The 22,341-nt window shown below is 61.9% G+C and carries 19 protein-coding genes and 1 pseudogene; 7 read left to right on the top strand and 13 right to left on the bottom strand.

The annotated features are described in order from the left end of the window. Nucleotides 1-47: 47 nt before the first annotated feature. Together AC1DNK_RS03715 and AC1DNK_RS03710 are read right to left on the bottom strand one after the other, a co-directional pair. Nucleotides 48-1,307 carry a class I SAM-dependent methyltransferase gene (locus tag AC1DNK_RS03715; RefSeq protein ID WP_477939365.1) on the bottom strand — a complete coding sequence of 420 codons (1,260 nt, stop codon included), beginning with the start codon at nt 1,305-1,307 and terminating at the stop codon, nt 48-50. A 134-nt stretch (nt 1,308-1,441) separates the two neighbouring features. After that, nucleotides 1,442-3,748 (bottom strand): Tex family protein, encoded by a 2,307-nt coding sequence (locus AC1DNK_RS03710; protein ID WP_477939363.1) that lies wholly within the window; start codon nt 3,746-3,748, stop codon nt 1,442-1,444. A 390-nt stretch (nt 3,749-4,138) separates the two neighbouring features. Here AC1DNK_RS03710 and glyS point away from each other — a divergent pair, with 390 nt between their 5' ends. From glyS to AC1DNK_RS03695, 3 genes are all read left to right on the top strand, one after another. Then, on the top strand, nt 4,139-6,334 hold the full coding sequence (gene glyS / locus AC1DNK_RS03705; protein ID WP_477939361.1) for a glycine--tRNA ligase subunit beta: 2,196 nt from the start codon (nt 4,139-4,141) through the stop codon (nt 6,332-6,334). A gap of 111 nt (nt 6,335-6,445) precedes the next feature. Beyond that, nucleotides 6,446-7,351 (top strand): hypothetical protein, encoded by a 906-nt coding sequence (locus AC1DNK_RS03700; RefSeq protein WP_477939359.1) that lies wholly within the window; start codon nt 6,446-6,448, stop codon nt 7,349-7,351. Nucleotides 7,352-7,416: 65 nt separating this feature from the next. Next, nucleotides 7,417-7,803, top strand: a complete 387-nt coding sequence (locus tag AC1DNK_RS03695; RefSeq protein WP_477939357.1) for a cupin domain-containing protein — start codon at nt 7,417-7,419, stop codon at nt 7,801-7,803. A 37-nt stretch (nt 7,804-7,840) separates the two neighbouring features. On the opposite strand, the gene AC1DNK_RS03690 is transcribed toward AC1DNK_RS03695, so the two are convergent. Further along, nucleotides 7,841-8,053, bottom strand: a complete 213-nt coding sequence (locus tag AC1DNK_RS03690) for a tautomerase family protein (RefSeq protein ID WP_112386501.1) — start codon at nt 8,051-8,053, stop codon at nt 7,841-7,843. A gap of 96 nt (nt 8,054-8,149) precedes the next feature. Between AC1DNK_RS03690 and AC1DNK_RS03685 the strand changes: the two genes are divergently transcribed. Then, a complete protein-coding gene (locus AC1DNK_RS03685; RefSeq protein ID WP_112518211.1) occupies nt 8,150-9,064 on the top strand; it encodes a LysR family transcriptional regulator in 915 nt (304 codons plus the stop codon). An 84-nt stretch (nt 9,065-9,148) separates the two neighbouring features. On the opposite strand, the gene AC1DNK_RS03680 is transcribed toward AC1DNK_RS03685, so the two are convergent. The 4 genes from AC1DNK_RS03680 to purD all read right to left on the bottom strand — a co-directional run bounded on the left by AC1DNK_RS03680 (nt 9,149) and on the right by purD (nt 15,251). Beyond that, nucleotides 9,149-10,972, bottom strand: coding sequence for a methyl-accepting chemotaxis protein (locus tag AC1DNK_RS03680; protein ID WP_477939355.1), 1,824 nt, complete (start codon nt 10,970-10,972; stop codon nt 9,149-9,151). Nucleotides 10,973-11,239: 267 nt separating this feature from the next. Beyond that, complete coding sequence (locus tag AC1DNK_RS03675; RefSeq protein WP_477939353.1) at nt 11,240-13,057, bottom strand: methyl-accepting chemotaxis protein; 1,818 nt, start codon at nt 13,055-13,057, stop codon at nt 11,240-11,242. A gap of 345 nt (nt 13,058-13,402) precedes the next feature. After that, nucleotides 13,403-13,870 carry a plant virulence effector HPE1-like domain-containing protein gene (locus AC1DNK_RS03670; protein ID WP_477939351.1) on the bottom strand — a complete coding sequence of 156 codons (468 nt, stop codon included), beginning with the start codon at nt 13,868-13,870 and terminating at the stop codon, nt 13,403-13,405. Between the two features lie 109 nt (nt 13,871-13,979). After that, nucleotides 13,980-15,251, bottom strand: coding sequence for a phosphoribosylamine--glycine ligase (purD, locus tag AC1DNK_RS03665; protein ID WP_477939350.1), 1,272 nt, complete (start codon nt 15,249-15,251; stop codon nt 13,980-13,982). An 82-nt stretch (nt 15,252-15,333) separates the two neighbouring features. Here purD and AC1DNK_RS03660 point away from each other — a divergent pair. After that, nucleotides 15,334-15,466: pseudogene (locus AC1DNK_RS03660) on the top strand (endonuclease domain-containing protein); the annotation flags it as partial. Nucleotides 15,467-15,499: 33 nt separating this feature from the next. Here the strand turns inward: AC1DNK_RS03660 and AC1DNK_RS03655 are convergent. From AC1DNK_RS03655 to AC1DNK_RS03640, 4 genes are all read right to left on the bottom strand, one after another. Next, a complete protein-coding gene (locus tag AC1DNK_RS03655) occupies nt 15,500-17,428 on the bottom strand; it encodes a DUF2207 domain-containing protein (protein WP_477939347.1) in 1,929 nt (642 codons plus the stop codon). A gap of 41 nt (nt 17,429-17,469) precedes the next feature. Then, entirely contained in the window at nt 17,470-18,732 is a 1,263-nt protein-coding gene (locus tag AC1DNK_RS03650; RefSeq protein WP_477939345.1) for a 3-phosphoshikimate 1-carboxyvinyltransferase, read from the bottom strand. A gap of 74 nt (nt 18,733-18,806) precedes the next feature. Next, nucleotides 18,807-19,358 (bottom strand): LemA family protein, encoded by a 552-nt coding sequence (locus AC1DNK_RS03645; protein WP_112518686.1) that lies wholly within the window; start codon nt 19,356-19,358, stop codon nt 18,807-18,809. Between the two features lie 104 nt (nt 19,359-19,462). Further along, a complete protein-coding gene (locus AC1DNK_RS03640) occupies nt 19,463-20,422 on the bottom strand; it encodes a glycine--tRNA ligase subunit alpha (protein ID WP_112390529.1) in 960 nt (319 codons plus the stop codon). Nucleotides 20,423-20,524: 102 nt separating this feature from the next. On the opposite strand from AC1DNK_RS03640, the gene AC1DNK_RS03635 reads away from it, so the two are divergent. Both AC1DNK_RS03635 and AC1DNK_RS03630 read left to right on the top strand, forming a co-directional pair. After that, nucleotides 20,525-20,797: a ribbon-helix-helix domain-containing protein gene (locus tag AC1DNK_RS03635; RefSeq protein ID WP_477939343.1), complete on the top strand. Its 273-nt coding sequence runs from the start codon at nt 20,525-20,527 to the stop codon at nt 20,795-20,797. Next, the gene (locus AC1DNK_RS03630) at nt 20,794-21,114 is read left to right on the top strand and encodes a type II toxin-antitoxin system RelE/ParE family toxin (RefSeq protein WP_477939341.1); all 321 of its coding nucleotides are present in this window, start codon (nt 20,794-20,796) and stop codon (nt 21,112-21,114) included. Before AC1DNK_RS03635 ends, AC1DNK_RS03630 begins: the two co-directional genes overlap by 4 nt. A 5-nt stretch (nt 21,115-21,119) precedes the next feature. Here the strand turns inward: AC1DNK_RS03630 and AC1DNK_RS03625 are convergent, their stop codons facing one another. Together AC1DNK_RS03625 and AC1DNK_RS03620 are read right to left on the bottom strand one after the other, a co-directional pair. After that, the gene (locus AC1DNK_RS03625; RefSeq protein WP_112390532.1) at nt 21,120-21,311 is read right to left on the bottom strand and encodes a hypothetical protein; all 192 of its coding nucleotides are present in this window, start codon (nt 21,309-21,311) and stop codon (nt 21,120-21,122) included. A 22-nt stretch (nt 21,312-21,333) separates the two neighbouring features. Then, nucleotides 21,334-22,194 (bottom strand): S49 family peptidase, encoded by an 861-nt coding sequence (locus AC1DNK_RS03620; RefSeq protein ID WP_477939339.1) that lies wholly within the window; start codon nt 22,192-22,194, stop codon nt 21,334-21,336. Nucleotides 22,195-22,341 lie beyond the last annotated feature (147 nt).

Genomic DNA, 22,341 nt, shown 5'->3' with positions numbered 1-22,341 from the left:
AATGATCCTTGAAGCGAAAAGCGCGGCTCGATGGCCGCGCTCGATTGTCAGAAGCTAATCTTTTCCAAAGGCGGACGCACCGCCTCGAATTCCTTCAGCTTCGTTTCGGCCGCTGGAATGTAATTGCGGTTATCCGGCGTCGAATACTGGTTCTTGGTGATCTGGATCTGCATGATGAACAGCTCGTCCCAGCGGAAGCCGATCTCGGAACCGGCGAGATAGAACTCCCACATGCGGAAGAAGCGTTCGTCATAGAGCGCCACCGCCTCCGCCTTGCGGGCAACGAAGCGGTCGCGCCAGTGGCGCAGCGTGTAGGCGTAGTGTAGCGGCAGAACCTCGACGTCGCGGACCAGCAGCCCCGCTTTCTCGATTGCCGGGATGGTCTCGCCGATCGACGGGATATAGCCCTGCGGGAAGATATATTTCTCGATGAAGGCGTTGGTGGCGAAGCTTGGTTTCGGGCGGGCGATCGAATGCAGGAGCATGACGCCGTCATCGGCCAGAAGTTCATGCACCTTACGGAAATAATTGGCGAAATTGCCGATGCCGACATGCTCGAACATGCCGACGGAGACGATGCGGTCGAAGGGCTGTGCCCGCATCGTCCGGTAGTCCTGCAGCTCGAAGCGGACGCGATCGGCAAGGCCGCGCTTTTCGGCGCGGTCGCGCGAGATCTTCAGCTGCTCTTCGCTGAGCGTGATGCCGGTGTGATCGAGACCCGGCGTCGCCTCGGCGATGTAGAGACCCATGCCGCCCCAGCCGGAGCCGATCTCCAGCACGCGCTGGTTCGGCTGCAGCAGCATCTTGGCGGCGATATGACGCTTCTTGGCGACCTGCGCCTCCTCCAGGCTGATGCCCGGCGGATCGAAATAGGCGCAGGAATATTGCCAGTCTTCATCGAGGAACAGCTCGAACAGCCGCTCCGACAGATCGTAGTGATGGGCGACGTTGCGCTTGTTGTGATTGACGGGCAGACGGCTCTTCAGCTGCTGCAGGGCGATGCGGCCAATGAGAAGCGCCGCCATCGGAATGTCAAAGATCTCGTTGGTGGTGTTCTGCTTCACCATGGCGAGGAAGTCGTAGATGTTGCCGTGTTCAAGAATGAACCGGCCATCCATATACATTTCGCCGAGCTTGAGGGTGGGGTCGCGGCGGATCAGCTTTTCCGCCTCTTCATCGGCGATGCGGACGGCGACCAGATCGCCGCTGCCATCACCGACCGTATGTGTCTCGCCGTTGGCGAGTGTAAGCTTCAGATTACCCTTGCGGATGATTTTCTGGACAATCGACAGGAATCCCGACGCCATGATGAGGCCTCGCAATGTGACAGGACGGTCACATCAACTTAATAGCTCTCTCGTGTCTGACAAGCGCACAGTTTAGCACTTTGGCAACAACGCTGCCAAACTGTGACATTTTTGCAATTATCAGCCCTAAGTGCTTATTTTCGCTTCATCGCTTCGGCCAGCGCGGCGCCAAAAGCGCCTTGGCTCTCGGGTTTTGACGGCGCAGCGCGCGAAGAATTCTGCGACCGGGGCGCGTTGTTCGTGCGCTGCTCGCCTCGTGGCGGGGGTGCTGTGCCATCGTCCTTGCGCATCGAAAGAGCGATGCGTTTGCGCTTGGCATCGACCTCGACGACGCGGACTTTCACGACATCGCCGGCTTTGACGACCTCATGCGGATCCTTCACGAAACGGTCGGCGAGCTGCGAAACGTGGACAAGGCCATCCTGATGCACGCCGATATCGACGAAGGCACCGAAGGCTGCGACATTGGTGACCGTGCCTTCGAGAACCATGCCGGGCTTCAGGTCGGAGATTTCGTTGACGCCTTCGGCGAAGGTCGCGGTCTTGAAGCTCGGGCGCGGGTCGCGGCCGGGCTTTTCCAGCTCCGAGATGATGTCCTTGACGGTCGGCAGGCCGAACTGCTCGTCGATGAACTTGCGCGGATCGAGACCCTTCAACAGGGTGCTGTCGCCCATCAGCGAGCGCAGATCACGGCCGCAGGCGGCGACGATCTTCTTGGCGACGCCATAGGCTTCCGGGTGCACCGACGAGGCATCCAGCGGCTCCTTGCCATCGGGGATGCGCAGGAAGCCGGCGGCCTGTTCGAAGGTACGGTTGCCGAGACGGGCGACCTTCAGGAGGTCCTTGCGGCTTTCGAAGGGGCCGTTCTGATCGCGGTGGACGACGATGGAATCGGCGATCGAGCGGCTGAGACCGGAGACGCGCGACAGCAGCGGCGCAGACGCGGTGTTCAGATCGACGCCGACGGCATTGACGGCATCTTCGACGACGGCATCGAGCGAGCGGGACAGTTTGCCCTGGTCGACATCGTGCTGGTATTGGCCGACGCCGATCGACTTCGGCTCGATCTTGACGAGTTCGGCAAGCGGATCTTGCAGGCGGCGGGCGATGGAGACGGCGCCACGCAAGGAGACGTCGAGATCCGGAAATTCGGCGGCGGCGGTGGCCGAGGCGGAATAGACGGAAGCGCCGGCTTCGGAGACGATGACCTTGGTGGGCTTCGTGCCCGGAAGCTCGGCCAGCATGTCGGCCACCAGCTTCTCGGTCTCGCGGCTGCCGGTGCCGTTGCCGATGGAGATCAGCTCGACATTGTGCTTGCGGATCAGCGAAGCGAGCTCGACCTGCGCGCCGCGCACATCGTTTCTCGGCTGGAACGGATAGACGGTGGAAGTGGCGACCACCTTGCCGGTGCCATCGACGACGGCGACCTTGACGCCGGTGCGGATGCCCGGGTCGAGGCCCATCGTGGCGCGCGAGCCGGCGGGGGCGGCCAACAGCAGGTCCTTCAGATTGCGGGCGAAGACGTGGATCGCCTCTTCCTCGGCGCGTTCGCGCAGCTCGCGCATCAGATCGAGCGATAGCGACATGGAGAGTTTGACGCGCCAGGTCCAGCTGGCGACATCGAGCAGCCAGCGGTCGCCGGGGCGGGAATTGCCGATCTCGTAGGCGATGGCGATCATCCGCTCGACCGGCTTGTTCGGCGATGCGGTCTCGGCATCTGCCTCGATCGTCAGGGTCAGCACTTCCTCGTTCCAGCCGCGCAGCATGGCCAGCGCGCGGTGGCCGGGGGCGGTTGCCCAGCGTTCGGAATGGTCGAAATAGTCTGAGAATTTCTCGCCAGCGGCCTGCTTGCCATCCACGACCTTGGCTTTCAGCAGGGCTGCGCTGCGCATATGGGCGCGCAGCTTGCCGAGCAGGTCGGCATTTTCGGCAATCCCTTCGGCGACGATATCGCGGGCGCCCTCGAGCGCGGTCTTCACGTCGGGGACGTCGGCGGTGATATAGGCTTCGGCGAGCGTTGCCGGTTCCCTAGTGCGATCGGCGAGGATGGCTTCGGCCAGCGGCCCGAGGCCGCGCTCGCGAGCAATCTCGGCGCGGGTGCGGCGCTTCGGCTTGTAGGGCAGATAGAGGTCTTCGAGTTCGGCCTTGGTGGCGGCGCCGGAGAGCTTGCCCATCAGCTCGTCGGTCATCTTGCCCTGAGAATTGATCGACTCGACGATGGTGTCGCGCCGCGCCTCCAGTTCGCGCAGATAGACCAGCCGTTCGGCGAGATTTCTGAGCTGCGTATCGTCGAGGCCGCCGGTCACTTCCTTGCGGTAGCGGGCGATGAACGGAACCGTCGCGCCCTCGTCCAGCAACTCGATCGCCGCCTTGGCCTGATCCGGCCGGGCGTTGATTTCCGAGGCGATGACGGCGGAGAGCGAGCGAAGGTCTGCGGCCATGGGATTCCCTGATCGTTGACAAAAGTTGGCGGACCATAGCGGCGAAAAACGGCAAGGCAATGCCCGAGGGCGGTTTCCACAGCGGAAAGGCGACGGTAGTGTTTGTGGCCACCCCCCTCTGCCCTGCCGGGCATCTCCCCCACAAGGAGGGAGATCGACTCGTTGCGCGCATCTCCCCAAACAATAGAAGTTGGAACGAGCGACCGCCCCCAGCCAATCTCCCCACCTGTGGGGGAGATGCCCGGCAGGGCAGAGGGGGGCATCCACGGCACAACGTAGCGAAATGCCCCACCGCGCGGCGTTTTTGCGGTTGTGCAGATGCGGCATTCTTTGGTAGCAGAGGCGACCGTTTTGGACCGTCCCGGACCCGGTGACGCAAGGAAAAGTGACATGCCTGATCTGCTTCTAGAACTCCGCTCCGAGGAAATTCCGGCCCGTCTGCAGCGCAAGGCTGCCGGCGACCTGAAGAAGCTCGTTACCGATGCGCTTGTCGAAGCCGGTCTTTCCTATGAGGGTGCGCGCGAATACTGGACGCCGCGCCGCCTGACGCTCGATATCCGCGGCCTGACGGCGCGCTCCGCCGATGTGCGTGAGGAGAAGAAGGGCCCGCGCACCGACGCCAACGAAAAGGCGATCGAGGGCTTTCTGCGCAGCGCCGGGCTATCCTCGATTTCCGAGGCGCAGGTGCAGAGCGACCCGAAGAAGGGCGATTTCTATGTTGCCGTCATTTCGCGCCCGGGCCGTGACGCTGAAGAGATCATCGCCGGCGTGATGCCCGGCATCATCCGCGACTTCCCGTGGCCGAAGCCGATGCGCTGGGGCAAGGCATCCGCCAAGCCCGGTTCGCTGCGCTGGGTGCGCCCGCTGCAGTCGATCGTCTGTACCTTCGGCACCGAGCATGAAGAAACCACGGTCATCCCCTTCGAGATCGAAGGCATCGTCGCCTCCAACATCACCTACGGCCACCGCTTCCATGCGCCTGCCGCGATCACCGTCCGGAGGTTCGACGATTACGTCGCCAATCTGGAGAAGGCCAAGGTCATTCTCGATGCCGAGCGCCGCAAGGAGATCATCGCCTCCGACGCCGCCAATCTGGCCTTTGCCAGCGGTCTTGAGCTGGTCGAGGACGAAAGCCTGCTGGAAGAAGTTTCCGGCCTCGTCGAATGGCCGCAGGTGCTGATGGGCGCCTTCGAGGAAGACTATCTGTCGATCCCCTCCGAAATCATCCGCCTTACGATCAAGACGAACCAGAAGTGTTTCGTCACCCGCAAACAGGGTGAGGAGACGCTTTCGAACAAGTTCATCCTGATTTCCAACATCCAGGCGACCGACGGCGGCAAGGAAATCATCCACGGCAACGGCAAGGTCGTGCGCGCCCGCCTCTCCGACGCGCTGCATTTCTGGAAGCGCGACCAGGGCAACCTGCCCGATCTGGAAACGCTGGAAGCCTCGGCCAAGGCGTTCGATCTCGACCTGAAAAAGCCGCTCGACCAGCGCATGGCGAAGCTCGATGCGCTCAACGTCACCTTCCAGGCAAAGCTCGGGACGCAGGGCGAGCGGGTGCAGCGCATGCGGGCCATGGCTGCGAAGATCGCCTTTCCGCTCAGCGCCGACCACAAGCTCGTCGACCGGGCCGTCGTGCTCGCCAAGGCGGATCTGCGCACCGAAGCCGTCGGCGAGTTCCCGGAACTCCAGGGCGTCATGGGCCGCAAATATGCGATGCTGCAGGGCGAAGATAGCGCGGTGTCGACCGCCATCGAGGACCATTACAAGCCGCAGGGCCCGTCCGACCGTGTGCCTGAAGACAAGATCGCCATCAGCGTGGCGCTGGCCGACAAGCTCGATACGCTGATCGGCTTCTGGGCGGTCGATGAAAAGCCGACCGGCTCCAAGGATCCGTTTGCGCTGCGCCGCGCCGCACTCGGCGTCATCCGCATCATTCTTGAGCGGAATGTTCGCCTGACGCTGCTGCCGCGCATCGTCAGCCATATGGGCCGGATCGATGACGACATCGCCGACAAGGCCGGCGTACCGAGGGTGGAGCAAGGGGTGGACCTGTCGCGTCAGCTCGATCTGCTGTCGTTCTTCCACGACCGCCTCAAGGTCTATCTGCGCGATCAGGGCGCTCGCTACGATCTGATCGATGCCGTGCTGACGCCGGAGACGGACGATCTCCTGATGATCGCGCGGCGCGTCGAGGCGCTGACCGCCTTCATCACCTCCGAGGACGGCAAGAACCTCTTGGCCGGCACCAAGCGCGCCACCCAGCTGCTCGCCGCCGAAGAGAAGAAGGGCACCGTCGTTGCCGATGGCGTTTCGGAAGCGCTCCTGAAGCTCGATGCCGAGAGGGAGCTCCATGCGGCCGTCGCCCATGCCTCCGCCGAGGCTTCGGCTGCGATCGTCAACGAGGACTTCCGCTCGGCGATGGCCGCGCTTTCGAAGCTGCGCGCCCCTGTCGACCGGTTCTTCGAGGACGTGCTTGTTAACGACGAGGACGCGGCGGTCCGCGCCAACCGTCTGGCGCTGCTCAGGCTGATCCGCGAAGCGACCGGCACTGTCGCCGATTTTTCGAAGATTGCCGGATAACTCGGCGTCAAGCCGTCATCCTCGGGCCTGTCCCGAGGATCTACCGAGCGAACCGGATCGTGAAACTGCAGATCCTCGGGTCAAGCCCGAGGATGACGTTGGGAGAGACGGGTGAAGGCCTACAATATCGAAGTCCTCCCGCAATCGGTTTCGGAGGAAGGGCCGCGCGGCGGTGGCTGGTGTTTCGGCCTGCCGCCGGGAATCGTCGAGGAACAATGGCCGCAGGATGCCAATACCGGCTATCCGCTGCAGCATGGTTTCACGCTGGTTCTGCCGCCTGAATATCGCGGCTTCGGGGCCGATATCGTCGCCCTCTCCTTCTTCGGCAGCGCTCATGACGAAGACGAGGGGCGTGTCGCCGAGATTGCGGCGCTGATTGCCGATCCTGACGCCAGCGAGCCTAGCGATGGCGATCTCTATCCCTTCTGGATGAGCGAACGGCTTCGCCATCCGCGCCTTCACCGGTTGGCGGATTTCCTCGGGCGCTCGCATGCGGTGATCCTGCTCACCGAAGCGGAATTCAACGCGCCCTTCTGCCAGCCGCCGCGTCTCCGGCCCAACGCATACCGCGACCGCATCCGGCGGCCCGAATGGCTGGCGCGCGGCACTGCTGCGGTCTATCTCGACGATCAGACGGAGAATTACGGGCTGCTGCAGATGCTCGGCGACACCGAGCATGCCGACCTCGCCTATAACCGCGCCCTCGACATCACGCCGCGCGGCGAAGACCCCAATGCCGGCATCGCGCCGCGCGACGAGTGGGCGGCGGCCGAAACGGGATACCAGGCCTTCTATTACTGGGAAGGCGACGAGGTCGAGGAAGAGAATTACCGCGAGCATGCCTGGGCGGCAGATCACCTGCCAGATCATATCGGCGGCTCGATGCGCCCGGCGCAGAACATCCCCGATATCAGCCCCTATTACATCGAGTTCGAGGAATATCTCGGCGGCTTCAACTTCGGCGGCGGCAATGCCTGGCTCGACCTGCAGACGCTGACGTTCGACTGGGCGCAGTAAACGCCGGCACAAATGTACAAGACGGCCTGTGAGCCCTGATCTACACTTGCCCCGGCAAGATGGAGATGAGCATGGACCAGCCGACCAAGACATATAGCGCTATCAATTTCGCAGAGAAGCTCACGAAATTCAGCGACCAGTGGCAGCCGCGGGTGATTGCGGAACTCAACGACTACCAGTTCAAGATCGTCCGCATCGAGGGCGATTTCATCTGGCACGACCATCCCACGACCGATGAGGCGTTCATCGTGCTCGAGGGCGTGCTGCGGATCGATCTTCCCGATGGTGCCGTGTCGATCGGCCCCGGCGAGATGTATGTCGTGCCGAAGGGCCTGAAGCATAAGCCCTACGCCGCTTCCGAGGTGAAGATGCTGCTGATCGAGCCGCGCGGCACGCTGAACACCGGCGAGGAAGGCGGCGAGCGGACGGCGAAGAGCGACCTCTGGATTTGAGAAGGGTGGCTGGCGGCAACCCGCCAGCCTCGCTGCGCTACTGCCGCTCCTTCTGCATCTTGGCGATGGTGAAGGTTTCGTCGGCGCGGCCATAGCCGCCATCGACCACTTCATCGACGAGAACCATCGTGTAGGGACGCACCCCTTCGCCGAAATAGCCGACGAAGATGGCTGTGGTCTTGTGGATGAGGTCTTCCTTCTGTTCGGCGCTCATCGTGCCCTGCGGAACCTTGAAATTGGCGAATGGCATGGTCGTCTCCCTGGCTGGGTGGTTGGAATGACCAGAGGCTACGCCGGGTGCCGTCATACTTGAAATCGATAGTTGATATGTGCATTCATCCATGGCATGGATTTACACGGCATCGATCTCAATGTCCTTGTCGCCTTCGACGCACTGATGCAGGAGCGCAGCGTCACCAAGGCAGGCATCCGTATCGGGCGGACCCAGCCGGCGATGAGCGCGGCTCTTGCGCGTCTGAGGGCACTGTTTCAGGACGAGCTTTTCGTGCGCGGGCCGGACGGGCTGCAGCCGACCCCGCGGGCGGCCGATCTGGCGGGGCCACTGCAGCAGGCGCTGGCGGAAATCCAGAAGACGCTGGCGTTTACGCAGCGCTTCGAGCCGCAGGCCTCCACCCTCACCTTCACACTCGGACTATCGGATCACCCGGCCTTCGTGCTGCTGCCGCAGCTCATCCGGCGGCTCTCGGAGATCGCGCCTGATATCACACTGCAGGTCCGGAATTTCAGCGCCCGTGACGACGCTATTCACATGCTGGATTCCGGCGAAGCGGATGTGACGATCGGCGTTCCCTCGGCATCGGCAGGGCGGATCCTGACGCAGCCGCTTTTCGAAGAGCGGTTCGTCTGCATCCTGCGCAAGGATCATCCGCTGGCGAAGGCGCCGCTCGATCTCGAGACCTTCCTGAGCCTAGGGCACCTGCTGGTATCGCCTGAGAACGACCGTTTCGGTCATGTCGATATGGCTCTCGCCAAGCAGGGTCTGAAGCGGCGCTTGGCACTGACCCTGCCGCATATGTATGCGGCGCCGCTGCTGGTCGCCCGGTCGGACATGATCGCGACATTGATGGAAGGTGTCGTCGATGCCTCCGGCCAGGCGGACAATCTGATCGCCCGGGCGCCGCCTCTCGATCTGGCGCCCGTGCCTTTCGTCATGTCCTGGCACCGGCGAAATGACGCGCATCCGGCGCAGCGCTGGTTTCGCGCGGTCATTGCCGCCCTGCCCGTTGCGGCTGGCAGCTGATCGTGGCGAGAGAACGAGCACGGCCACCGGATTGCTCCGGCGGCCGCTAATGCTGGTCTTGATGAAAAGGTCTGTAATAAAAACTCAGGCTGCGCGGCGGTGGTGAACCGCCGGTGCGGCGTGCGCGACATCGCCGACGCGGAAGCCCCGGATCAGATCTAGCAACTCGTCGGTGTCGGCGGCCAGCGTTTCAGCCGATGCCGTAGTCTCTTCGGCCATCGCCGCGTTCTGCTGCGTTGCCGCATCCAGCTGGTTCATCGAGGACGAGATCGAGCGCAGCGTGGTGTCCTGTTCGGACGCGCTGTGAGCGATCTTGGCGACGATTTCGTTGGCCGACTTGATCTGATCGGAGATGCGCTTCAGGGCTTCACCAGCTTCACCGACCAGACGGACGCCCTGGTCGACCTGGCTGGAGGAGCGGGCGATCTGATCCTTGATCTCCTTGGCTGCAGCGGCAGAGCGCTGGGCCAGTTCCCGAACTTCCTGAGCGACGACCGCAAAGCCCTTGCCGGATTCCCCGGCGCGTGCCGCTTCGACGCCTGCGTTCAGAGCCAGCAGGTTGGTCTGGAAGGCGATCTCGTCGATGACACCGATGATCTTGCCGATTTCGTCCGACGACTTCTCGATACCGCTCATGGCGGTGATCGCTTCCGTGACCACGGCATCGCTGCGCGAGGCTTCGGTGCTGACTTCACGGACGCGCTGGCTGGCTTCGTGGGCGCCTTCCGCCGTCTGGCGCACAGCGACCGTGAGCTCGTCGAGAGCCGCCGAGGTTTCTTCCAGGCTGGCTGCCTGACGCTCGGTGCGCTGCGACAGTTCGTTCGATGCGCGGCGGATTTCTTCCTTGCTGACACCGATGTCGCTGCCCTTGGTGCTGACCTTCGCCATGGCGGCTTCGAGGTGTGACAGGGCGTCGTTGAAATTGTCGCGCAGGGCTGCGTATTTCTGGCCGATATCGGCGCAACGGACGGTCAGGTCGCCGCGGGCGATCTGTTCCAGTGCCTGGCCAATGGTGGTGACGACGCGGGCCTGAACCGACGCTTCATCCTGCTGACCGCGCAGGTTGGTCTCGCGTTCCGTTTCGAGCGCCAGTGCCTGAACCGCTTCGCGTTCGGCCATGGCATGACGTTCGCGCACCTTTTCCTGCAGCGACTGCGTCGCCTTGTCCATCATGCCGATCTCGTTGTTCATGCCGGTGTGCGGAATGGCAATCGACACATTCTCGTTGGCAACGGCCTCAAGAGCCTGGTGGACATCCTTCAGCGGCAGCGAAATGCCGCGGATGACCAGATAGGCCGCAACGATGGCGAGAAGCGAAAGGATCAGGCTGCCGGAGAGAGCGCTCAGGATCTTGTCATTCACCTGGGCGTCGAGGTCATCCATATAGACGCCGGTGACAACCACGACCTTCCAGGGATCGAAAGCCAGTGCATATGCCGTCTTGCGGAAATCGCCTGCCGGCTGACCGGGCTTGGCGGTCGAATAGTATTCGACAAGGCCGCCGCCCTGCTGGCCGAGCTTGACCAGCTCTTCGCGATAGAGCTTGCCCTTGCTGTCCGGCTGACCCTTGTTGATCTGCCCGACCTTCGAGGCGTCGTAGTGGAACATCATCTGGATGTCGTAGCTATAGCCGAAGAAATAGCCATCCGGATCGTATTTCATGGCGTTGAGCGTGGCGTAAGCCTGCTTCTGGGCGTCTTCCAGCTTCATCTCGCCGGCATCGACCTTCGCCTGGTATTGTTTGAGGACGGAAACGCCCGACTGGACCTCCGACCGGAGCATGTCATAACGCTCCTTGTAAATCGCATTGACCGAGGACCGGACCTGCAGAGTGGTTGCGATCGCAAAGGCGACCATCAATCCGGTAACCAGCAAAATCAGTTGTTTTGAAATCTTCAGCTTTTTCATGGTGCCCCACAGCGGAAAGGACGAAAGGGTTCCGGCGCGGTCTGATACCGCTTGTGCGAGCGAGTCCGTGAAGACCGCTTATACCGCTGCTTAAGAACATGCTGCGGCCGGCAAGAGGACAATGGCATAAAAACGACTAAAAAAGCCTTAAAAAGTAAGTCTTCCGAACAATAAAATCATTTTAAATCATATAGTTATGCAAAATCACCGGGCAAATGCCCGGTGATTTCAGATCATCTGGTATCGCGTGTTTTGGAGCGCGGGAAATCAGGCCGCGCGGCGTGTGCGGACCATGTCCTGCTGGCTGTTTCCGATGCGGAAGCCGCGGATCAGGCCGAGCAGTTCGTCGGTATCGGCAGCGAGCGTTTCAGCCGAAGCGGTGGTCTCTTCGGCCATCGCTGCGTTCTGCTGAGTCGCCGCATCCAGCTGGTTCATCGAGGAGGAGATCGAGCGCAGCGTGGAGTCCTGTTCGGACGCGCTGTGGGCGATCTTGGCGACGATTTCGTTGGCCGACTTGATCTGATCGGAGATGCGCTTCAGGGCTTCACCAGCTTCACCGACCAGACGGACGCCCTGGTCGACCTGACTGGAGGAGCGGGCGATCTGATCCTTGATCTCCTTGGCGGCAGCGGCGGAACGCTGGGCCAGTTCGCGGACTTCCTGAGCGACGACGGCAAAGCCCTTACCGGATTCGCCGGCGCGTGCCGCTTCGACGCCGGCGTTGAGAGCCAGCAGGTTGGTCTGGAAGGCGATTTCGTCGATGACGCCGATGATCTTGCCGATTTCGTCGGAAGACTTTTCGATGCCGCTCATGGCGGTGATCGCTTCGGTGACAACCGCGTCGCTGCGGCTGGCTTCGGTGCTGACGGCATGAACCCGCTTGCTGGCTTCATGGGCACCCTCGGCCGTCTGGCGGACGGCGACCGTGAGCTCGTCGAGAGCAGCCGAGGTTTCCTCCAGGCTGGCAGCCTGACGCTCGGTGCGCTGCGACAGTTCACCGGATGCACGGCGGATTTCTTCCTTCGCCATGCCGATATCGCCGCCCTTGGCACTGACCTTGGCCATGGCCGCCTCGAGGTGCGAGAGAGCCTCGTTGAAATTGTCGCGGAGGGCTGCGTATTTCTGGCCGATGTCGCCGCAACGGACGGTCAGGTCACCCTGAGCGATCTGTTCCAGCGCCTGGCCGATAGTGGTAACGACACGTGTCTGCGCCAGAGCTTCATCACGCTGGCTGCGCTGGTTGCTTTCGCGCTCACTCTCGAGCTCAAGCTGCTGAACCGCTTCACGCTCGGTCATGGCGTGACGTTCGCGAACCTTTTCCTGCAGTGACCGTGTGGCGCGGGCCATCATGCCGACTTCGTTGTTAAGCTCGGTATGCGGGATCTTTGCATCGACGCGCTCGTTGGCAACGGCCTCGAGTGCTTCGTGAACATCCTTGAGCGGCCTGGAGATGCCGCGGATGAAGTAGAACGCAGCGCCGATGCCGGCGAGGAAGACGATGCCGCAAGCGATGAAGGCTTTCCACAGCGTCGCGTCGATCTGCGCCTGCAGGTCATCGAAATAGACACCGCAGCCGACGACCAGCTGCCAGGGATCGAAGGCCTTGGAATAGGCGCCCTTCAGGAACACTTCCGTCTCGGGCTGACCGGGCTTGCTCCAGAAATAGATCGTCTCGCCGCCGCCGGCCTTGCCCTTTTCGACCATTTCCTTGCTGAAATGGGTGCCGCGCTTGTCGACCTGGCCGCTCATGTCCTTGCCGATATTGACCGGGCTTGGATGGAAGCGCTGGAAGACATTGTAGTCGAAGCCGAAGAGATAGCCGTTCGGGTCGAATTTGACCTTGGAGAGAACCTTGAACGCCTCGGCCTGGGCGGCCTCATGCGTCATCTCGCCAGCCTTCTCACGCTCATAATAGGTGTTCAGGATGGAGATGCCGGACTCGACCTGCGTACGCAACAGATCGAAGCGGTCTTCGTAGATGGATTGCGACGTTGTGCGGATCTGGAAATAGGTGGCAACCGCGAAGGCCGCCATGAGGACACCGACAAGAGCAAAAAGCTGATGGGCAATTTTAAGCTTTTTCATAATTGTCTCGCGAAAGTGGTGAAATTTATAAAACACCGGATCGGGAAACTCCCGTCCTTTGCACGTGTCACCACGCACTTTCAGCAAGCGCAATCATGCTCGCTCCGGCCTCCGGTGGCTAGAATTATGGTGAATGGCTAAACGATGCCTTAACGATATCGGCGCGCGGGACGGTCAATTATGAGTCCCGTTTTTTCGCATAAGCGCATGCGTTGTATGCGTAATTTATCATTCAATCAAAATAAAGAATGCGCCCCTGCTTCTCTCAGGAGCGCATTCAATCCGCGCTAAGCGGACCCCAGCGATCAAACCTTGACCGGGTCAGGGGCAGGGAACTTTTTGCTGCTACATGCGCAGCTTGAAGGAGGAAATGTCCAACGGCGCGGTTTGTTCCGTCTCTGCCGTCATACCTGCCGTGGCCGGCTTGGCGTCGAGGCCGATGACCGAGGTCGTGGCGGTCGGATCGATGCCTTCTGCGGGCGCGGCGTTCTTGTCGAAAGCCTGCAGGACTTCGGGCGTTGCCTTGGTGACGAAGACCACGGGCGATCCGCCCATCCAGCCTTCGGTGCGGTAGAGCTTCTTTTCGCCGCCGACATCGCGCAGCTCGCTGGCCTGAAGCGAACCGGACGCCAGGGTCGGAACGGTGTAATCCTTCTTGCGTTCGGCGACGGCAAGCGGCGGGCAGCTGGTGCAGGTTTCCTTGAGAATGCTGCCATTGCCTTCAGGCGCGGTTGGCTTGATGACATCGATGGACGATGCCATTGCCGAACCGGCGATAAAGGCGATTGCCGCACCGAGGATGAACTGACGCATGAACGCTACTCCGTCTGACTATGAACAGGAGAATAGCGCGTCTTTATTTCCATCCGGTCAGGGGAAAGGGTAAAAATTTAGCGAACTGCCCCGATTTCGGGCCAGGCTCTCACGTATTTTCGCGCTCGACTGCCCGCCAGCCAATATCACGGCGGCAGAAACCGTTGTTCCACTCGACCTGATCGAGCAGCGCATAGGCATGGCGCTTGGCATCGCTGACGCTGGTGCCCGTTGCCGTGACGTTGAGTACGCGGCCGCCGGTGGCGACGAGCTCGCCGTCCTTCAGCGCCGTGCCGGCATGGAAGACCTTGGCCCCCTCGCCCGCTTCCGGGATCGAGGCGATCGGCGTGTTCTTGTCATAGGAACCGGGATAGCCCTTGGAGGCCATGACCACCGTAAGCGCCGGATCGTCGCTCCATTCGGCACTTGCCTGATCCAGCGTGCCCTCGGCGCAGGCGAGCAGCAGCGGCAGCAGATCGCTCTTCAGGCGCATCATCAGCACCTGGCATTCGGGATCGCCGAAACGGACGTTGTATTCGATCAGCTCCGGACCCTTGGCGGTGATCATCAGACCGGCAAAGAAAACGCCCTGAAACGGATAACCGCTTTCGGCCATGCCGCGCATCGTCGGCTCGATGATCTCCTTCATCGTGCGCTCGACCATCTCTTCGGTCATCACAGGTGCCGGAGAATAGGCGCCCATGCCGCCGGTATTGATGCCGGTATCGCCCTCGCCGACGCGCTTGTGATCCTGCGCCGTTGCCAGCGCCAGCGCATGCTTGCCATCGGACAGGCAGAAGAAGCTGGCTTCCTCGCCATCGAGATAGGCTTCGACGACGACTTCCGCACCGGCAGCACCGAAGGCGCCTTCGAAGCAGTCATCGACGGCGGCCAGCGCCTCATCGACGGTCATCGCCACGGTGACGCCCTTGCCGGCCGCCAGGCCATCGGCCTTGACGACGATCGGGGCGCCCTGCTCGCGGATATAGGCCCTGGCCTTCGGCGCGTTGTTGAAACGCTGATAGGCGCCGGTCGGGATATCGTAGCGGGCGCAGATATCCTTGGTGAACCCCTTGGATCCCTCGAGCTGGGCAGCGGCCGCGGACGGGCCGAACACCTTGAAACCGGCAGCACGCAGCCTATCGGCCAATCCGGCAACCAGCGGCGCTTCGGGGCCGACGACGACGAAATCGATTGCCTTGTCCCGGCAGAAGGCGATGACGGCATCCTGGTCTTCGGTATTGATGGGGGCGAGCACCGCATGCTCGGCAATGCCGGGATTGCCGGGTGCCGCATGGAGTTCCGTCAGCAGCGGCGATTGTGCCAGCTTCCAGGCGAGAGCATGCTCGCGGCCGCCCGAACCGATCAACAGAACCTTCATGCGCGATCCCTTTCCGTTTTCCGCTTGGCGGTTAAGGGGAGCGGGGGGAAAGGTCAAGTGTTGGGGTGATTAATAGGTTCCTATGTGCCGTGTGGCCCCCTCATCCGGCCCTATCGGGCCACCTTCTCCCCGCTGGGGAGAAGGGATCGGGAACGTCGCGGCAACTCCCCTTCTGCCCTCGGGGAGAAGGTGCCCGAAGGGCGGATGAGGGGGCGGTGCGGTAGTACGTCAGGGCGAAGCCCAGCCAACTACCATCCTCCCCCACCACCACCGCCCCCGCCGCCACCGGACGAGCCGCCGCCGGAAAAGCCCGAGGACGAGCTCGATGGCGGGGGGCTCGGGATCGTCGAGGCGATGGTGGAGGCCATCGACGACGAGAAGCCGCCGATGCGATCCGAAAAACTGCCGCTGTTGAAATTGCCGGAGTACCAGACGGGCGCATAGGCCGCCGCGCCTGCAGCTGCCGCCGCCAGCCAGGTTTCGAAGGTCCGGCTCCAGGGCTTCTCAACACCGAGCGCCACCGCATAAGGCAACAGCTTCTCGAAATGCTGCGGCGACATCTCTGGCGCGCCCGCCATGTTCATCCGGTCTTTCTCGGCCAGCGTCAGATATTGCCGGAGACCATCGATGCCATCCATCATCTTGGCCCCGAGCGGCGTCGGGGCGCCCATGATGAAGACATAGAGCATGTTGAGAAAGACGATGCCGCCGACGGCGAAAAGCATCGGCGTTTCGTGGAACTCCATCAGCGAGGAAAACAGTGCCAGCGCCAGCGACGAGACGACGGAGAAACCAATGAAGCCGGCAGTGCCGATCGCCACGACGGACATGATCTTGGCGCCCAGCGATTTGCCGGGACCGAATGACTTGGCAAAACCGGCAACGAAGACCGAGAGGAAAGCGACCACGGCGATCGGGATGATCATCAGCGCGATCATATCCGGCTCAAGCGTGCCGAAGACGAACAGGATGATGAGCACGGCGACGCTGAGGATGACGCCACCGGCGATATAACCGGTATTGGCGTTGTAATATTTGCCGCGATGTTCGCGCTCGATGGCGGAGCGGAAATTCTGGCCGACGGATTTCACCCGCTCGCCATTGGCCTTGTCGATGGTCAGCGATCCCCTGCCGCCGACGGCATTGAGAAGGCTTGCCTCCCCCGCCTCGAATTTTTGCCCGACATTGGGCTTGTCGGTGCGGCGGATGACGATCGACTGCTTGAGATCCTCGAGCACGACGAAGCCGCGCACCGCAAGGTTCAGCGCGCTCGCCGACAGCGCCGTCCAGCCCTGGCCGGAGAAGCCCTTGTTATCGATGTAGTTGACCAGCGCCGGCGAGATATTGTCGGGCGCATCCCAGCGCGGCACGACGACACCGCGGGCCGGATCGCGCCCGACCCTCAGCCAGGAGCGGGTGTAATAGAGGAACACCAGGATGAGGCCGCCGAAGCCGATGAAATAATCGCGGTTATCCTTCAGCCACCAGATATTCTGATCGGATTCGCTCGGCGGATCGATGGCGCCCTTCGGGAACTTGACGGCGATCGTCAGTCCCTCCTCGGCGTTCAGCGGCTGCGTCGTGGAAAAGACCGGGCGCGTGTTGTTGCCGGAGACGCGGGCGTTCTTGTCCTTCGCGCCGAAGGGGCCGGTGAAGAAATTGGTATCTGTAGCGCTGACACCATCAGGCAGATTGACCGTAGCGGTGGCGACCATGATCGGAAAGATCCAGCCGTTGCCGGTGACGTTCCAGTAAAGCTCGTCATGATCGGGGAAATAGCGGATCTGCCGGTTTGTCCGGTAGGTGAAGACATATTGATGGCGGCCGGGCGAGAGCATCACGTCTTCGGAACCGGCATAGATGCGGATGCCACCGGAGATCGATTCCGTTTTCCAAGGCTCGTCATTGCCGTCACGGGTCACAGAAACGACGTCGAAATCGACGCTGCGAAGGCGGCCGTTCTCATCGGTGAAGGTCAGCGGGAAATCGCGGAAGATGCCGCGGCGGATGCGATTGCCTTCGGCATTGACGGTGATGGTTTCGGCCACCGTCATCGCTCCGCTCTTTTCGAGCCGGATATCGGAATTGAAGGAGGAGATGATCTCCGCGCCGAGTGCCGTGCGCACCGTCAGCGCCATCAACAACGCCAGGCACACACCCAAAGACCGCAGGATCATTCCACCCCTCCCCGATCGCGGCAGCTGCCGCTTTTGCTATCTCAACTTTCGTTGGCGTAGGTGACGCCGAGTGCTGCCAGCATGCGCCAATAGGCCGGAACCGTTTTGCCGACGCAATCCGGATCCAGAATGGTGATGCCGTCGATCTTCAGCCCGGCCAGCGCGAAGCTCATGGCGATGCGATGATCGGCGAAGGTATCGATCGCGGCAGGCAGGTGCTGACCCGCAAGCTTCGGATCGGCATTGACGATCAGGTCGTCGCCTTCCTCGCGTGCCAGACCGGCTCGGATCTGCGTCAGACCGGTCGATAGCGCGCGGATACGGTCGCATTCCTTGACGCGCAAATTGGCGATGCCGACGAAACGGACCGGCGTGTTGTTGAAGGCCGCGAGAACGGCCAGCGTCGGCACCGCGTCCTGCATCTGCGAGCCGTCGATTTCGGCAGGCAGGTTCGGGAACTTCGCGATGACGTCGTAGGCCTTGGCATCCGGCTGGGTGAAGGCGGCATTGGGAACGCCGAGATCGATCTTGCCCGAGGTCAGCACTTCGGCGGCCCAGAAATAGGTCGCGGCCGAGGCATCCGGCTCGATGACGTAGTCGGCAGCCGTATAGCCGGTCGGCTCGACGCGCCAGGTGACCTCGCTGGTCTTCTCGACCTTGGCGCCGAAGGCACGCATCGCCGAGGTCGTCAGGTCGATATAGCCGAGAGCGCCGATATCCTCGCCGAGCAGCTCGATCGTGACGGGCTTGTCGCCGCCCGCCGCCATCATCAAGAGGGCCGAGACATACTGGCTGGACAGACCGCCATCGATCTCGATGCGGGTAGCATCGAAAGTGCCGGTGCCGTTGACGGTCACCGGCGGGCAGCCCGTTGCCGTGCTGGCATCGATGCCGAGCGTGCGCAGCGCATCGACCAGCGGGCCGATCGGCCGCTTGCGCATGTGCTGGTCGCCGTCGACGATAACAGTGCCATCGACGAGCGCGGCGGCAGCCGTCAGAAAGCGGGTGGCAGTTCCGGCGTTGCCGAGGAACAGCGGTTCCTTCGGCGCCAGCAGCTTGCCGTTGCCGGTGACGACGAAGCTGGTGTCATCGGGCTCGTCGATCTGAACACCCATGGCCCGCAGGGCTTCGGCCATATAACGGGTATCGTCGCTTTTCAGCGCGCCGGTCAGCCGGCTGGTGCCCTTGGCAAGGCCGGCAAGCAGCAGCGCCCGGTTGGTGATCGACTTGGAACCGGGAGGCACCGCGCGGCCTTCGAGCGGCGCCTTGACCGGTATGATGGTGAGTTTCTTGTCTGTACCCATGACGATTGTATTCCGTCCATTACGCTTAAGCCGTGACCGGCCTGCTCATAGCAGCTTTTGCGCAAAGACAAACGTCAGAATTTGACCGTCGGGACGGCGCGATCGGCCTCGTTGGTGATCTCGAAATATTCCTTCTTCTGGAAACCGAACTGACCGGCAACCAGATTGGAGGGGAAGCTCTCGACCTTGACGTTCAGATCACGCGCGGCGCCGTTGTAATAACGGCGGGCCATCTGGATCTCGCTTTCCATGGTTTCCAGCGAGGTCTGGAGCTCGGCGAAATTCGTGTTTGCCTTCAGATCCGGATAGGCTTCGGCAAGCGCGATGACCCGGCCAAGCGCGGCCCCAAGCAGCCCTTCCGCCTGCGCCCTGCCGGCTACGTCACCGGCGGGAACCGCCTGCGCCTTGTTGCGCAGCGCGACAACCTCTTCCAGCGTGCTCTTTTCGTGGGTGGCGTAGCCCTTGACCGTCTCGATCAAGTTCGGGATCAGATCGGCACGGCGCTTCAGCTGCACATCGATGCCGGACCAGGCTTCTTCAGCCATCTGCCGGGCGCGGACGAGGCCGTTATAGATGAAAATCGCATAGAGGGCGATCAGGACGATCAAGCCGAGAATTATATACATCGCGAATCCCCCGCAACGGAAATAGAGTTGCGGCGAGACTATGCATGTTGCGAAGAATTGTCATCCGGGAACTCACGCGATCGTGAGCTCCCCAAAGCGGCGATTTACGCGGCGTCTTTCGCGAGATTGACCCCACCGGCATCCGTCAGCAGAAACGCCTCGCCGCAGGCCTTGGCCAGCGTGCGGACGCGCAGGATGTAGCCCTGGCGTTCGGTGACCGAGATCACGCCGCGGGCATCGAGCAGGTTGAAGACGTGGGAGGCCTTGATGCACTGGTCGTAGGCCGGGAAGACGCATTTGTGGAGGCGGTGATTGTCGCTGTCGCCCGGAGCGCCGGCGGCGAGAAGCGCCTGGCATTCCTTCTCGGCATCGATGAAGTGGCGATGCAGCATCTCGGTATTGGCGAATTCGAAGTTGTGGCGGGAATATTCCTGCTCGGCCTGCAGGAAGACGTCGCCATAGCTGATCTTCTCATCGCCATCGCGGCCGTTGAAGTTCAGGTCGTAGACGTTGTCGACGCCCTGGACATACATGGCGAGACGCTCGAGGCCGTAGGTCAGCTCACCCGCGACCGGCGAGCATTCGAGACCGCAAACCTGCTGGAAATAGGTGAACTGCGAGACTTCCATGCCGTCGCACCAGCATTCCCAGCCGAGACCCCAGGCACCCAGCGTCGGGCTTTCCCAGTCGTCCTCGACGAAACGGATATCGTGCAGCAGCGGATCGAGGCCGATCGCCGCCAGCGAGCCGAGATAAAGCTCCTGCAGGTTCGGCGGGTTCGGCTTCAGGATGACCTGATACTGGTAGTAGTGCTGCAGGCGGTTCGGGTTTTCACCGTAGCGGCCATCGGACGGGCGGCGCGACGGCTGGACATAGGCAGCCTTCCATGGCTTTGGGCCGAGCGCGCGCAGCGTCGTTGCCGGATGGAACGTACCGGCGCCGACTTCCATGTCGTAAGGCTGCAAGACCGCACAACCCTTGTCCGCCCAGTAATTATGCAGGGTGAGGATCAGCGCCTGGAAGGAGCGCTTGGGGTTCATATGGTCGGGGATCGATGCAGACATTAGAAGTCACCGGTTGCTTATTTTGCCGGGACAGGTGCCACGGCGGGGGACAAGGGTCAATAGATAACGTATGATCGCAATGGTTTCGAACGGATGCAGGCCATGAACGTCAAGACGACCGTGACGCTATCGGATGAAGACCTTCGCTTTGCCGAGGAACTCGTGGAAGCGGGACGCTTTCCGAGCGTCTCGGATGTGATCGGCGAAGGGCTCGCCCGGCTGCGGCTGGAGGAGAGCGACAGCGATCCGGTTGCGGGAATGGCGGATGAAATCCGGCGGCGGATGGAATTGCCGCGGGATCAGTGGATCAAGATGGAAGATGACGACCTGTTCGAGCGCGTGCGCAAGCGTCTCGCTTCTCGGCCTGCCAGATGAGTCAGCGCTATCGTCTGCGTTATCACCCAGACGCTACCGATGATCTCATCAAGATTTTCACGCTGATCGAGCACTATGCCGGAACGGAGATTGCCAACCGCAAACTCTCGGAGATCGAACGTGCCACGAAGGGACTGACCGACTTCCCGCACAAGGCCTCGCCGCGAGACGAAGTGCAGCCCGGCCTTCGCGTTTTGCCCGCTGCCGAAAAGGCGGTCATCTGCTTTACGGTTGACGATGCGGACAAGTCCGTCTTGATCTTGGCAGTCGGCTATGCCGGCTCGGATTGGGCCGCACGCGTCAAAGAGAGACGCTAGCGCGCCTACTCCTCCTCCCGCTTCACCCTGTACTCCCCCGTCACCGGATCTTTCACCAGCGTGCCGACAGCGCCCGTCTGGCGTTCCTTCTCGGCGCGGCGGGATTTTTCCTGCAGGCGCTGGGCGTCGGAAATAAAGCGGCGGTAGAGCCACCAGCCGGCGCATATCAGGATGATAATAGTAAAAAGCTGCGCCATTGCCCCCTCGTTCCGCCCCTTCTTATAGTCCGAACCGGCTCCACAATGCCTTTTCTTCGGCTGCTTCGACAAGTCCCGTCGCGAGACCGGATGCCGCACCATCGAGCGACATGCTGGAGATGCCGGGAACGCGGCGGCCGAAGAGACCGCGGGCGGCGGTGACGAGTTCGAGTTTGGTCTTGTGGCCGTAGCGCTTCTTTAGCTCCTGGCGCATGTCGCCGAGACCGTCGATCAGGCCGAGTTCGAGGCCGCGCGTGCCGGTCCAGAACAGGCCGGAGAATACCGTCTCGTCATCCTTCAATTTGCCGGCGCGGCGCTCGCGCACCATCGCGATGAAGACCTGATGGATCTCGAGCTGCAGGGTCTTCAGGTATTCGATGTCCTTTTCCTTCTCCGGCTGGAAGGGATCGAGGATCACCTTGTTTTCGCCGGCGGTGTAGACGCGGCGCTCGACGCCGATCTTCTTCAGGAGTTCCGGAAAGCCGAAGCCGCCGGAGACGACGCCGATAGAGCCGACGATCGAGGTCGGGTCGGCGATGATCTCGTCACCGGCGAGCGCGATCATGTAGCCGCCGGAGGCCGCGACGTCCTCGACGAAGACCAGCACCTTCTTCTGCTTCTCGCCGGCGAGCTCGCGGATGCGGGTGAAGATGAGGCGCGACTGAACGGGAGAGCCGCCCGGCGAATTGATGGAGATCGCGACAGCCGGCGCATCCTTGACGGAGAAAGCCTTTTCCAGCATCGGCGCGACCGAGGCCAGGTTGAGCGCCGGGCGGAACTGGTTGCCGCCGCTCATGATGGCGCCCTGGAGCCTGACGACGGGAATAACCACCCCTTCCTTTCGGAAGCGCTTCGGCATCAGCTTTCTCAAAAATCCGGCCATTTCAAATCCTTCTTCGCGTTTCGGCGTCGCAATCCATGTATGCAGCGGAACGGCAAACGCAATGGGTGCGTTCCGAAAAGACCCGGAATGCAGGGGAATGACCGTTGTTGCGATTTCTTGTTGCGAATGACTTGCATTATCATTCTA

Source organism: Rhizobium sp. 01N424 (assembly GCF_056399485.1).
This window is presented reverse-complemented; position numbering and strand designations above follow the sequence as displayed.

Coding starts and splice junctions, on each gene's coding strand:
- AC1DNK_RS03715 (WP_477939365.1), bottom strand. CDS start 1,307: ATGGCGTCGGGATTCCTGTCGATTGTCCAGAAAATCATCCGCAAGGGT.
- AC1DNK_RS03710 (WP_477939363.1), bottom strand. CDS start 3,748: ATGGCCGCAGACCTTCGCTCGCTCTCCGCCGTCATCGCCTCGGAAATC.
- glyS (WP_477939361.1), top strand. CDS start 4,139: ATGCCTGATCTGCTTCTAGAACTCCGCTCCGAGGAAATTCCGGCCCGT.
- AC1DNK_RS03695 (WP_477939357.1), top strand. CDS start 7,417: ATGAGCATGGACCAGCCGACCAAGACATATAGCGCTATCAATTTCGCA.
- AC1DNK_RS03690 (WP_112386501.1), bottom strand. CDS start 8,053: ATGCCATTCGCCAATTTCAAGGTTCCGCAGGGCACGATGAGCGCCGAA.
- AC1DNK_RS03685 (WP_112518211.1), top strand. CDS start 8,150: ATGGATTTACACGGCATCGATCTCAATGTCCTTGTCGCCTTCGACGCA.
- AC1DNK_RS03680 (WP_477939355.1), bottom strand. CDS start 10,972: ATGAAAAAGCTGAAGATTTCAAAACAACTGATTTTGCTGGTTACCGGA.
- AC1DNK_RS03675 (WP_477939353.1), bottom strand. CDS start 13,057: ATGAAAAAGCTTAAAATTGCCCATCAGCTTTTTGCTCTTGTCGGTGTC.
- AC1DNK_RS03670 (WP_477939351.1), bottom strand. CDS start 13,870: ATGCGTCAGTTCATCCTCGGTGCGGCAATCGCCTTTATCGCCGGTTCG.
- purD (WP_477939350.1), bottom strand. CDS start 15,251: ATGAAGGTTCTGTTGATCGGTTCGGGCGGCCGCGAGCATGCTCTCGCC.
- AC1DNK_RS03655 (WP_477939347.1), bottom strand. CDS start 17,428: ATGATCCTGCGGTCTTTGGGTGTGTGCCTGGCGTTGTTGATGGCGCTG.
- AC1DNK_RS03650 (WP_477939345.1), bottom strand. CDS start 18,732: ATGGGTACAGACAAGAAACTCACCATCATACCGGTCAAGGCGCCGCTC.
- AC1DNK_RS03645 (WP_112518686.1), bottom strand. CDS start 19,358: ATGTATATAATTCTCGGCTTGATCGTCCTGATCGCCCTCTATGCGATT.
- AC1DNK_RS03640 (WP_112390529.1), bottom strand. CDS start 20,422: ATGTCTGCATCGATCCCCGACCATATGAACCCCAAGCGCTCCTTCCAG.
- AC1DNK_RS03635 (WP_477939343.1), top strand. CDS start 20,525: ATGAACGTCAAGACGACCGTGACGCTATCGGATGAAGACCTTCGCTTT.
- AC1DNK_RS03630 (WP_477939341.1), top strand. CDS start 20,794: ATGAGTCAGCGCTATCGTCTGCGTTATCACCCAGACGCTACCGATGAT.
- AC1DNK_RS03625 (WP_112390532.1), bottom strand. CDS start 21,311: ATGGCGCAGCTTTTTACTATTATCATCCTGATATGCGCCGGCTGGTGG.
- AC1DNK_RS03620 (WP_477939339.1), bottom strand. CDS start 22,194: ATGGCCGGATTTTTGAGAAAGCTGATGCCGAAGCGCTTCCGAAAGGAA.